General features: G+C 43.5%; 10 protein-coding genes. 2 read left to right on the forward strand and 8 right to left on the reverse strand.

Translation table 11 applies throughout. The features are described 5' to 3' along the window. Positions 1-70: 70 nt before the first annotated feature. The 6 genes from ACHUFW_RS19070 to astE form a co-directional block, all read right to left on the reverse strand. Complete coding sequence (locus ACHUFW_RS19070) at positions 71-2,068, reverse strand: methyl-accepting chemotaxis protein (protein ID WP_394205337.1); 1,998 nt, start codon at positions 2,066-2,068, stop codon at positions 71-73. A 156-nt stretch (positions 2,069-2,224) separates the two neighbouring features. Next, entirely contained in the window at positions 2,225-3,292 is a 1,068-nt protein-coding gene (gene nadA, locus ACHUFW_RS19075) for a quinolinate synthase NadA (protein WP_394205339.1), read from the reverse strand. Positions 3,293-3,399: 107 nt separating this feature from the next. Further along, positions 3,400-4,998, reverse strand: coding sequence for a dihydrolipoyllysine-residue acetyltransferase (locus tag ACHUFW_RS19080; protein WP_394205341.1), 1,599 nt, complete (start codon positions 4,996-4,998; stop codon positions 3,400-3,402). A gap of 10 nt (positions 4,999-5,008) precedes the next feature. Further along, on the reverse strand, positions 5,009-5,986 hold the full coding sequence (locus ACHUFW_RS19085) for an alpha-ketoacid dehydrogenase subunit beta (protein WP_394205342.1): 978 nt from the start codon (positions 5,984-5,986) through the stop codon (positions 5,009-5,011). 2 nt (positions 5,987-5,988) lie between these two features. Further along, a complete protein-coding gene (locus tag ACHUFW_RS19090) occupies positions 5,989-7,167 on the reverse strand; it encodes a thiamine pyrophosphate-dependent dehydrogenase E1 component subunit alpha (protein WP_394205344.1) in 1,179 nt (392 codons plus the stop codon). 195 nt (positions 7,168-7,362) lie between these two features. After that, entirely contained in the window at positions 7,363-8,397 is a 1,035-nt protein-coding gene (gene astE, locus ACHUFW_RS19095; protein ID WP_394205346.1) for a succinylglutamate desuccinylase, read from the reverse strand. A gap of 236 nt (positions 8,398-8,633) precedes the next feature. On the opposite strand from astE, the gene msrA reads away from it, so the two are divergent. Next, positions 8,634-9,113 (forward strand): peptide-methionine (S)-S-oxide reductase MsrA, encoded by a 480-nt coding sequence (gene msrA / locus ACHUFW_RS19100; protein WP_394205348.1) that lies wholly within the window; start codon positions 8,634-8,636, stop codon positions 9,111-9,113. A gap of 122 nt (positions 9,114-9,235) precedes the next feature. Here msrA and pgm read toward each other — a convergent pair whose 3' ends face one another. Together pgm and seqA are read right to left on the reverse strand one after the other, a co-directional pair. After that, entirely contained in the window at positions 9,236-10,891 is a 1,656-nt protein-coding gene (gene pgm, locus ACHUFW_RS19105) for a phosphoglucomutase (alpha-D-glucose-1,6-bisphosphate-dependent) (RefSeq protein ID WP_394205350.1), read from the reverse strand. 22 nt (positions 10,892-10,913) lie between these two features. Next, entirely contained in the window at positions 10,914-11,465 is a 552-nt protein-coding gene (seqA, locus tag ACHUFW_RS19110; RefSeq protein ID WP_394205351.1) for a replication initiation negative regulator SeqA, read from the reverse strand. A gap of 283 nt (positions 11,466-11,748) precedes the next feature. Here seqA and ACHUFW_RS19115 point away from each other — a divergent pair, with 283 nt between their 5' ends. Next, on the forward strand, positions 11,749-12,516 hold the full coding sequence (locus ACHUFW_RS19115; protein WP_394205382.1) for an alpha/beta fold hydrolase: 768 nt from the start codon (positions 11,749-11,751) through the stop codon (positions 12,514-12,516). Positions 12,517-12,591 lie beyond the last annotated feature (75 nt).

Genomic DNA, 12,591 nt, shown 5'->3' on the forward strand with positions numbered 1-12,591 from the left:
TATAGGGTCAAGGGAAAAAACTGAAATACCAGACGTTTGCATATTTGCTAAACGATTTTTTCCAACCTACTTACTTAGCCACACTAAACTTACTGACTAAGTTAACCATTTCACTCGCTTCTTTAAGCAACTTCTCATTTAATATACTCAGTTCATCAGCGACTTGCTGCGTACTCTGGTAGATATCGCTTATCTTCATGGCATTGCGATTAACTTCTTCTGATACCGCGGATTGTTCATGGGTGGCAGCGGCAATCTGCTCATTCATACTGTCGATCACCCCCACCTCTTCAACAATACGTTTTAGCTCTTCACCGGCTTTCTCAGACTCCTCAACACTGACTTGGGCTTGGGATTTACCAACTGCCATCGCTTTTACAGCGACATCAGCCCCTTTCTCCAAACGCTCAGTCATATTTCGAATGTCTTCAGTGGACGACTGTGCCCGCTGAGCTAGGCTACGCACTTCATCCGCAACAACCGCGAAACCACGGCCCATTTCCCCTGCCCTAGCCGCTTCAATGGCTGCGTTTAATGCCAATAAGTTTGTCTGCTCAGCAATCCCGCTAATAACACCAAGCACACTAACAATGCCTTGTATATCCTGATCTAAACTATGAATAGCGGCTGACGCCTGTTCAATTTCATTGGCAAGCACATGAATAGAATCTGACGTTTTTGCCACTTCACGATTACCCTCTTTTGCCTCTAAATTGGCCGCGGTAGACGCTTCTGAAGCTTTTTCTGCATTAGCAGCAATTTCTTGTACTGTGGCACTCATCTCAGTCATGGCTGAGGCTACTTGGTCAGCTTCAATATGGCCAGCAGAAACATCATTTTGCATGGTTACTGCGCAAGCCTCCATCGCTTTCGAAGCGCCTATTAACGATTCACTGCTATTAACCACTTGAGTGATCACCGCTTCAAAATCTTGCATCATGGCGTTATAAGCTTTGGCTAACTGACCAATTTCATCTTGGTGGCTATCATCCACTCTGACAGTGAGATCAAAATTACGTTGGGCATTGACGATTGTTTTATGTAAGTAAGCCAAACTATTATGAAAATAGGAGCCAATGGCAAAAGACAAGCTAAATACAAAGATGCTAGAAATAACCATTAGTAGAATCACGCTATACATCAAGGTATTTGCTGCAGATAATCGGCTTTCAGTGTTGCCAATAAGTGCTGCTGATAACGCTTGCTCATTTTGACGAACCAGCTCAATCCGTGATGTCGATGTCGCAAACCACTGCTCAGCCGAGGCATTAGATAACCTGCTTGGATCTCGCGCTATGGCAATATCACGATAATTCTGCACCGCGGCAAAAGGTTGACTATTTTTAATGGTTTGATAGCGGCTAACAGTTTCAGAATCTGAAAGCGCTAGAAAGCGTTCTTGATAACTATTTTGTTCAGATACTAGATTGATAAACTTAACAAACATACCCGGCTTAAAAGCTTGATTACCAAACGTAGAGCTGAGCACAGCACGTTCAATTCCGGCTCGCTCTTTCATTTGTAAATACGCACTAAACGCTGCAGCTTGAATCGCAATTTGCTTATCGGCAGATGCTTTTACAGTATGATCGACAATCGATAGTAACGCACTGTTAAGATCGGTATAGAACTTGACCTCATCAGCCACTGAAATAGACAGATTATCAACCCGTTGGCGAATACCATCTAGTTGACTAAGTGCAGTATTGACTCTTCTGAGTTCATTGGCGAAACTATCGGGTAAAGCGTGATTGTCTACAAATTGCTGATATTGACGGATTTGACTATCACTGAGTTGGCGTTGATTGGGAAGTTTGCTACTAAAATTTTTACCATGCGAACCGATGAATCCTGCACTCATGCCACGCTCTTTTTGCAGCTCATGTACTAAGTTGCCATTAACCACCGCTAACTCACTAAGAATGGTGACACTTTTTAAACTTTGTATAACTTGATACTGACCATAAACAACGTAAAACCCGAAGAAAAAACAGCCTATAATAGGCGGCATCATCACGAGTAATAGTTTGTTTTTTATGCTGATATCGCCTATCCAATTCATCTTCATGATATCTTCCCTGATTATAATGGAAATTAAAACTACCATTAGTCTAGCTGATTCTTACCGCCAAACAAAAAAAGTCCCCATATTTAGGGATTTTTATTGTTTAAAATCAATTATGCGATCAAACCAACCGATAAAAGGCTGGCCTTGCATCAAAAACTATGCGTTGCCTTTTACTTGCATGTTCAATGTTTTAGCAAAGTTAAGCATTCTATCTAGCGGGATCAACGCCTTTTCTCTCAAACTGTCATCAACATGAATTTCGTGCTCTGCTGGATTTTGATTAATGAGTGCTGCTTCAATCGCTTTTAGTCCGTTCATTGCCATCCACGGGCAGTGTGCGCAACTACGGCAAGTCGCACCATTACCACCCGTTGGTGCTTCAATCAGTTGCTTCCCAGGGGCTGCTTGCTGCATTTTGTAGAAAATGCCTTTATCGGTCGCGACAATAAAGGTGTCATTGTCCATGGTTTGCGCCGCCTTAATCAATTGGCTGGTTGAGCCCACGGCATCAGCAAGTTCAACAACACTAGCAGGCGACTCAGGATGTACCAAAATGGCGGCATCTGGATATTGCTGTTTTAATTCACGTAACGCTTTTGCTTTGAACTCATCATGTACAATACACTCACCCTGCCACATCAACATGTCAGCGCCGGTCTCTTTCGCAATATAGCTACCTAGGTGGCGATCAGGTCCCCAAATAATCTTTTTACCTTCGCTATCTAAGTGCTCGACAATTTCTAGTGCAATACTGGAAGTCACAACCCAGTCTGCACGCGCTTTAACTGCTGCAGAAGTGTTGGCATAAACGACGACAGTATGATCTGGGTGGGCATCACAAAACTCGGTAAAGGTGTCAATTGGACAGCCTACATCTAATGAGCAGGTTGCATCTAATGTTGGCATTAACACCGTTTTCTCTGGGCTCAGAATTTTAGAGGTTTCCCCCATAAACTTAACCCCAGCAACAATCAATGTTTTAGCCGGATGATCACGGCCAAAACGCGCCATTTCCAATGAGTCAGAAACACAGCCACCAGTCTCTTCCGCTAAAGCTTGAATTTCAGGATCGGTATAGTAATGGGCAACCAATACTGCTTCTTTTTCTATCAATAGCTGTTTAATTCTTGCCTTATAAGCTTGCTTTTCAGCATCACTTAATGGGGTCGGTTTGGCGGGAAACGGGTATTGGATTTCTGCTAATTCTGGGACTAACTGACTCATGCTCTAACCATCTATGTGACTTATTGGCGGAATTATACTGAAACTTACCAGCTCATTAAACAAAAAAGAGCGCAAAGCGCTCTTTTAACTTGGCATTCAATGTAGGATCACTGCATCGCTAACAGCATCTCTTGTGGATTTTCTAAATAGGCTTTCCACTGATTACAGAAACGTGCAATGGTACCACCATCAATGACCCGATGATCACCAGACCAACTGACCTGCATGATCTTACGCGCTTCTACTTCACCATTTTCATTAAATCGCGGTAACGTTTGTAACTTACCTAAAGCTACAATAGCCACTTCGGGCTTATTAATAATCGGCGTTGCCACAGTGCCACCTAAAGCACCAATATTTGAAATAGAGATACTTCCTCCTTTAAGGTCACTAGGGGCGACACGTCCACTTCTGGCATCATTGGTGAGTCTGGTGATTTCAGCAGCCACCTCTAGAATCGAGCGAGACTGAACATTTTTAACATTAGGCACTAATAAGCCAACTTTCGAATCAACTGCCATACCGATATTATGCGAGCCTAAATAAGTCAACTCAGTACAATCGTCATTAACACGACTATTGATGATCGGATATACTTTTAAAGCCAATGACATTGCCTTCATAAAGAACGGCATCATTGTTAGCTTTAATTCATCAGTAGAATATTTAGCTTTCATTTGCTCTCTGAGTAAACAAAGCTCGGTTAAATCCAGCTCTTCGCAATAAGTAAAGTGTGGAATGGTAGACACTGACTCCGTCATCATCTTAGCCATCACAGCTTTCACGCCTTTAATTGCTTCTGTACGGTCTGCAACGCTAACTGCTGGCGCTGGGGTGGTGGTTTTAGGCTCAGATTCGACCGTGGTAGTTTGTGTGCTTTGGCCTTTAACCAGTTGACCACGGTATCGTTCTACATCTTCTTTATACACACGGCCGCTTTTACCGCTGCCCGGGACTTCAGCAATATTAATATCGTAACTACGCGCTAAGCGGCGGACCGCAGGACTCGCAAGCGCCTTACCTTGAGCAGCACCTGTGTTTGCACCGCTATCAACACCAGACTCTACAATTTCTTCGCTGGCTTTAGAGGCTGAGTTTACTGTTGCTGATGCACTGCTATCAGATTCTACATCTACTTCGATAGCGAATAATGGCGCATGCACTTTTGCAAGTTGACCTTTGCGATAATGTAACTTGGCAACCTTACCGTTTTTAATGGCTGGAATTTGTACCAATGCCTTGTCGGTCATCACGTCTGCAATAGGCTGATCTTCGACGACATAATCACCTTCAGCCACGAGCCATTCTACCAGTTCACACTCAACGATACCCTCACCGATATCGGGCAGTAAAAACTCTTCGACTTGCGTAGATTTTACCGATGAATTTGTTTCACCGCTAACTGAACCTGATGCCGCCTCAACAGTTTGTTCGACTTGTTCACTCGCAGAAGATACTGCATCATCATCCGCTATATCCACTGAATACAATGGTTTATGAACGATGGCGATTTCACCTTTTTTGTAATGAAGTTTTTTGATCACACCAGCATTAGGCGCAGGAATTTGCACCAGAGCTTTATCGGTCATTACATCGGCAATAGGTTGGTCTTCAACTACCGAGTCGCCCTCTTCAACTAGCCACTCTACCAACTCACATTCGACAACGCCTTCACCAATATCGGGCAAAATAAAATCTTTAATCATTGTTTTGCTCCTAGTATTTGACCGAGGCTTTAATGGCTTCAAAAGTTTTTAACGCATCAGGCATATATTCTTTCTCGTGCACTAATGGATAAGGCGTATCAAGACCACATACCCGCGCGATAGGAGACTCAAGATGCAAGAAGCACTCTTCTTGAATAGTTGCTGCAATTTCACCAGCAAAGCCACCAGTCAGCGGCGCTTCGTGGTTAATCAAGAGACGACCGGTTTTACGCACAGATTTCGCGACAGTTTCCACATCCCATGGCGCAAGAGTACGTAAATCAATCACTTCACATGAAATGCCTTTTTTGGCAGCCATCTTGGCAGCATCTTCGATGATCTCCATCTGAGCGCCCCATGCCAATAACGTAATATCAGTCCCTTCTGATACGACTTCCGCTTTCCCTAACTCGATTTCATATGCTTCATCTGGCACTTCACCAACGTTAGCGCGATAGAGTCGTTTTGGCTCAAAGAACACCACAGGGTTACGATCACGGATAGACGCTAATAGCAGACCTTTAGCCTGATAAGCGTTACGAGGCACAACGACCTTTAAACCTGCTGTTTGGGTAAAGTAAGCTTCAGGAGACTGTGAATGATAATGACCACCGGCAATGCCACCACCATATGGAGTGCGGAATGTCACACCGCCTACGTTAAACTCGTTACCACTGCGGTAGCGGAATTTAGCGGTTTCATTCACAATTTGGTCAAACGCAGGGAAGATATAATCTGCAAACTGAATTTCGGCGATAGCCGTCATACCATTAGATGCTAAACCGTTTGCAAAACCAGCAATACCTTGTTCGGTTAATGGCGAGTTAAAACAACGCTGTTTACCAAACTTTTCCTGGATTCCCGACGTCGCGCGGAACACGCCACCAAAATGACCAACATCTTCGCCGAATAACAACGCTTTGTCGTCAGTTTCCATAGCAGTCGTCAAGGCATCATTGATGGCTTGTAACATATTTATTTTAGCCACAACTATACTCTCCCTGCACTGTTAGGATAAGACTCTGGATACTTCTTAATGTGTTTCTTCAACGACTCAAGTTGCGCTTTCAATCTTGGTGTTGGTTCATCATAAACATCGTCAATCACCGTATCGACATGGGGTAGTGGTAATTTTTCAGCCACTTTTAGCTCAGCCAACACTTCTTGGCGATATTTGTCGTATAACTGTTGATCTTGCTCTTCAGTTAACCAGCCTTTATTCATCATCCACAACTTGAAACGTTTCACTGGATCATGAAGCTGCCACTTTTCCTCTTCCTCTTTAGAACGATAACCCGATGGGTCATCTGATGAAGAGTGAGCACCGAGTCGATAGGTCATGGCTTCGATCAGTACCGGAGCGTTGTTTTCTATGGCATACGCTCGCGCTTGTTGTGTCGCAGCAAGCACCGCTAACATATCGTTACCGTCTACACGAATTGTGTGCATACCGTAACCAACACCGCGGCTGGCTATACCATTACCAACAAATTGCTCTTCAGTTGGTGTCGAAATCGCGTAACCATTGTTACGACAGAAGAAAATCGTGGGAGAATTTAAAACAGCGGCCATATTTAGCCCAGCGTGAAAATCCCCTTCAGAGGCGGCACCTTCACCAAAATAGCAAATAGCTAGGTTGCGTTTACCTAACATCTTAAGTGAATAACCCACACCCGTTGCTTGAGGGATCTGCGTGCCTAGCGGCGATGAAACAGTCTGATAGTTTAGGGCTTCACTACCGTAATGGATAGGCATCTGACGACCCTTACCAAGATCTTTTTCATTGCTAAACAGCTGATTCATAAACTGCTCAGTAGTAAAACCACGATAGCGAATAGCCGCGTGTTCACGGTACTGGGCTAAGATGACATCTTCATCGTCTAGCGCCGCCGTACTGCCAATAATGGACGCTTCTTCACCGGTACAGGTCATATAAAAACTGATGCGCCCTTGACGTTGCGCCCCTAACATGCGCTCGTCTAAAACTCGTGTAAACACACAAGTATCATAAATTTTTTCGGCCAACGCTTGGTCTATTACCGGTAACACGGCCTTATCGTAGGTTGTTCCATCCGCTTGAAGAATTTTTAGAATAGGAATATTTAAAGAATCCTTATCTAAAAAACACACGCGATGAACAGTTTCTGTGCTGCTTGTTGCGTTGCTCATACTTTATCTCTTAATCAGCTGAGTGCTATTGTTCTGCAAACCATCACATTGCAGCGATGGCTTATCTCATTGTTATACGCCGCAAAGACATTACGTTAACGTAAACTACCTATCAAGCAATAGCACATATTGAACATCAACTAAGGCTAAATTTACTTGTATATTTTGCTTTACAACTACGTGAAATAACGCAGTTTACGCAATATTCTCGGTAGATGCAGGCTTCAACATTAATACTGTGCGCTGACCGACAGGAACCTTAGCATTAGGGAATACAATCGCCTCGATAGGTTGTTCAACTTTAATCTCGTTGCCGCCCTCTTTCGCTAAAATATAGCCTCGAGGGAAAGCTGTGAAATTTTCTACATCGTTAGCAAAGGTAAACTCAAAATCTTCAAAGCCTTTGTTAATCGCCCGGCAAACTTGATACAAGTTCAAGCGAGATTCATCAAACTCTGGTAGCTCCAAAGGCTGGTTTGACACCAAGCGAATCAGCATATCTTTCATAGCGATAAAACGCGTCATGTCATTTTGCCCCATTGGCATCACTTTACCCAGTTCAATGGTAAAGGCGTCGGCATGGAATTTTTCAGACGAGTAATAGCTAAATGTCGTGGTTGGTTCGTGATGGAACAGGACGGTTTCAATACCGCAGCTAGCTAGGAACATAATTTGTTCACTGCTGTACTTACGGCCGGGCCTAAATGGATAGATAGCAAACTTCTCATGCTTTGATCCGCGAATTGCTGTGTGCAAGTCATAGTGAATGCGGTGATCGTGTTGATTACCACTTTCAAAAAAACGATCCACATAGCTTTCAAGCTTTTTAGCTCTTACTCTCTCAGGGTTAGTCAGCCCCTCACCTTCAGAGTGGGCACCACTGAATAAGCGATTTAAGTTCTCATCAACAAAACGAGTACCGTTATGGATAGCCGCTGGGTTACCGATAAGAAACATCACCCGTTGTTTAACTTCAATGGATTCATTTAGAATTTGTCCAATAAGATCATTACACAACTCTATAGGCGCCGTTTCGTTGCCATGAACAGCACAAGACAAAATAACATCTTTGCCGTTTGCCACTTTAGGCGTAAACACAATCACCCCAGTATCCCACACCTCAACTAAGGTGTTGTTCGTCAGATGGTAGCTAAATGCTTGGTCGATATTAAAGGGATGATCTAGGGTCAAACTTAAAAAATCTTTAGAGGCTTGGAGTGCTTGTAACACGATGTTCTCCTTTAGTGATGCTGGCAGTGGGCATGTGGACATGCTCTTTTCATCCAGCTCCTTGATGCGCCGTGCGCTAGTTGCCCTAGATGATATCACTTATCCATTTTTACAACCATGTCGTAAGCGTAAATCCATCATCGGCAAATAAAGGGTTGCATTTATAAACAGATTCAAACACTATAGGACGTATAGACGTTTGGATGGCCAAAATAATTAGGATAGTAGAGGTAGTGATGGCAGTAGCAACATTTGGCGCAGGATGTTTTTGGGGTGTCGAGTACTTTTTCAATGAAATCGATGGCGTAGAGTCAACGGTTTGTGGCTACATGGGTGGTAACGATAAAGCCATTACCTATGAAGAGGTTAAACAAGGTAATACTGGCCACGCGGAAGTGGTACAAGTCACTTTCGATCCAGAACTTGTCAGCTACGAAACGTTATTAGCGGTATTTTGGCAAAACCACAACCCAACGACTCTGAATCAACAAGGCGGTGATATTGGCAGCCAATACCGTAGCTGTGTTTTCTTCCATGACCAAAGCCAAAAACAACAAGCCGAAGCGGCTAAACTGGCGTTAATAAAAAGTGGCAAATGGGGGATCCGCCAAATAGTCACTGAAATCGTGCCTGTACTGACATTCCATCAAGCAGAAGAGTACCATCAGCAATACCTAGCCAAAAACAATCTGCCAAGCTGTCACATTAGTTATTAAGTTAAAGCCTATTAGATAAGAGTTAATAGTGCTAGCCAATAGGTCCAAACCAATAAACCAGAGTAATAAAAAAGGAGCTTTCGCTCCTTTTTTTGATTAACAAGTCAAAATACACACCCGAGTTAATCCGACAACATAGTACTTATCAAAGTCTGTGCTTGCGCTAGCACTTGCTGTAAATGCAATTCACTCACAAAGCTTTCGCCATAGATCTTAAATAGTGCTTCTGTACCTGACGGCCTAGCGGCAAACCACGCATTAGCAGTGGTCACCTTAATACCGCCAATCGCTGCACCATTGCCCGGCGCATGAGTTAGCACCTGAGTTATCGCTTCTTCAGCTAAAGTATCAATACCGAGTGTTTTAATATCAACACCTTGTTTTAATAACTCGCCAAAACGTTGTTTTTGTGAAAGTGAAACAGGGCTGTCTACACGTTTGTAAAAGCTTTTACCATGCTTGGCTTCCAGAGCTTGATAACGCTCGGCTGGTGTTTGCCCAGTAACCGCTAAAATTTCTGCGGCAAGCAATGCCAATATAAAACCGTCTTTATCTGTGCACCAAGTTGAGCCATCTTGTTTTAAGAAGGCTGCCCCTGCGCTTTCTTCACCACCGAAGGCGAAATCACCCTTTGCTAAACCATCAACAAACCACTTAAAACCGACTGGAACTTCGCAAAGCTGCTTACCTAAATCAGCGCACACTCTGTCGATCATGGCGCTAGACACTAAGGTTTTACCTACTAATAGACTGGCGTCCCATTGCGAGCGATAAGTCATCAGATACTCTATCGCCACTGCAAGAAAATGATTTGGGTTCATCAAGCCAGTGCCTGGACAGACAATGCCATGCCTATCGTAGTCGGGATCATTACCAACACATATATCAAATTTATCTTGATGTGCAAGTAACCCGGCCATGGCATATGGAGATGAACAATCCATACGGATCTTGCCGTCCTTGTCTAATGGCATAAAGCTAAAACTCGGATCAACTTTGTCATTCACGATATTGATGTTAATGCCGTAATGACTCGCTATAGGCTGCCAATAATGAATACCAGAGCCACCTAGCGGATCAACGCCTATTTTTACTCCGGCTTTAGCTATCGCCTGCATATCTATCACATTGGCTAAATCGCTGACATAAGGTGTGATCAAATCCTGCTCATCAATCAGTCCGGTTTGCTTCGCCACGTCTATCGGTAGACGTCGGACCCCTTCTAACTGACTAGCAAGATAACGATTAGCGGCTTGCTCAATCTGGCGAGTAATCTCCGCCTCTGCCGGTCCACCATGGGGCGGATTGTACTTGATGCCACCATCTTGTGGCGGATTATGGGAAGGGGTAATAATCAGGCCATCAACGAGATCATCTCGTTGTTTGTTTTGACTAATAATATAGTGAGAAACTACCGGTGTAGGTGTATAGCCGCCACGTTGCTGCACGATGGCCTTTATGCCATTGGCCGTTAACACTTCTAACACTGAAATATTGGCAGCTTCTGATAAGGCGTGGGTATCAATACCCACCACCACCGGGCCGGTTATTCCAGCTTGCTGACGATAATCCACCATCGCTTGAGTGATCGCTAGAATATGCTTTTCGTTAAAACTAACTGACAACGAGCTGCCGCGATGTCCTGATGTACCAAAACTGACAGCTTGTTCTGCTTTAGACACATCAGGGCTTAAGCGATAATATGCGCTCATAAGCCTAGGAACATTAACCAAATCCTTTTGCTGCGCAACGATCCCTGCGCGTTCATGTATAGCCAAGCGCTTACCCCTCTTTATTGAATTAAATCTTGCTAATTAATACATCAATATCTGCATCGACTATATCAAATTGTTTTAACACTTCTGTTAAAATGGTGCGCTTTTTCGCAGTATTGTTATTTGTGGTGACCCAAAAGCCGCTACTACCAATCTCTTTTGGATTAGCCGATTTACTGGCTTCAAGTAATTGCTGCTTTGAGGTTGCGAAATAAAGGCGATCACGACCCTTAATCTGCAAAACTTGATCAAACTGACCTGGCGCTGTTTGATATACCGCATCTAGTAAAAATAAAAATCGGCTTACAGCGCTTTTTTGCTCATTGAAAACTTCGTCATTAATTTTAGTTTGCAACACATCGAAGCTTATAGATTGTTCATCACTCACTGACGCAGCCGGTGACTGCTCCACAGATTCTAAACTGGGCTCACTTATTTCTGCAGGGGCGGTAACCATTTGCTCACTTAAGTCCAACCCTAGAAGACGTCGAAGAATGTCTGACGCACTTTCACCAATTCGTTCAGTTTTACTGGCTATGTGGCGATATAACTCTTCATCTACTTCTATATATTTCATGGTTAGTTTCTTCCTTAAGTAGTAAACACATTTGAAAGCGCAGTGAAATTCAATCAACCACTCACTCAAATAAAAAGACCGACCTAGTGTATGGTATTTTCCCTGCGATAATAAAGGGCTGATCATTCAAAAAAACCAAAGATCATAACCAGATCCTTTTTTACCGATCGTTTTGCATAAAAACTCAGCAACAATATCAGCCTTTATGCATTTAACCTTGTCTTTGCCATCAATTTGCAGGCACAATTTGCGACAATTTATCCATTGTAGGTGAAGTTCAATGATTCATTTTGAACAACAAGGTACCGGTGACACGGTAATGTTAATCCATGGCCTTTTTGGCAGTGCCGACAACCTAAAAACCTTAGGCCGGCATTTAAGTCAGCACTATCATGTTGTGAGAATTGATGTGCCTAACCACGGGCTAAGTCCAAAATGGTCACAGATGTCGTATGCATCGCTAGCTGAAGCGATCATTGAGTTACTAGATCATCTACAAATAGATAAAGCCCATTTAGTGGGTCATTCAATGGGCGGAAAAATCGCCATGGCCACGGCATTGTCATACCCAGAGAAGGTATCTAGCGTAATTGCTGCTGACATCTCTCCGGTTGCCTACCCTCGTCGCCATGACAAGGTGTTTGCCGCATTAACCAGCTTACCGCTTGAGCAAATCACCAGTCGCAACGACGCAATGTCACACCTTAAACATCAAGGTATTGATGACGGTACGGCCATGTTTTTAATTAAAAACCTAATAAGAAACGAGCAAAGTTTTAGCTGGCGAATGAACTTGACTGGCCTTCAACAAAGTTATGATGAATTGATAGGTTGGCCAAGCTTCCCAACAAGTTACCTAGGTCCAGCACTGTGTATACGAGGTGGAGACTCAGACTATGTTACTGCAGCCCATCGTCAAGCATATATTGAACAACTACCAAACATAGAATCGAAGACCATTGCGGCAACGGGGCATTGGTTACATGCGCAAAAACCCGAGATTTTCAATCGAATAGTAGCTGATTTTATTAACAAACATAGCCAAAAATGATCCTTTGATACTGCGTAAAGCGTATAGCAGAGAGACTTGAACTATGGTATATTCGCGCCTCTTTTTAGGCCTGAG

Source organism: Shewanella waksmanii (genome assembly GCF_043643685.1).
GTDB classification, from domain to species: domain Bacteria; phylum Pseudomonadota; class Gammaproteobacteria; order Enterobacterales; family Shewanellaceae; genus Shewanella; species Shewanella waksmanii_A.

Bases quoted from the DNA above. Each gene is read 5' to 3' on its own strand.
- ACHUFW_RS19070 (WP_394205337.1), bottom strand. From the start codon at position 2,068: ATGAAGATGAATTGGATAGGCGATATCAGCATAAAAAACAAACTATTA.
- nadA (WP_394205339.1), bottom strand. From the start codon at position 3,292: ATGAGTCAGTTAGTCCCAGAATTAGCAGAAATCCAATACCCGTTTCCC.
- ACHUFW_RS19080 (WP_394205341.1), bottom strand. From the start codon at position 4,998: ATGATTAAAGATTTTATTTTGCCCGATATTGGTGAAGGCGTTGTCGAA.
- ACHUFW_RS19090 (WP_394205344.1), bottom strand. From the start codon at position 7,167: ATGAGCAACGCAACAAGCAGCACAGAAACTGTTCATCGCGTGTGTTTT.
- msrA (WP_394205348.1), top strand. From the start codon at position 8,634: ATGGCAGTAGCAACATTTGGCGCAGGATGTTTTTGGGGTGTCGAGTAC.
- seqA (WP_394205351.1), bottom strand. From the start codon at position 11,465: ATGAAATATATAGAAGTAGATGAAGAGTTATATCGCCACATAGCCAGT.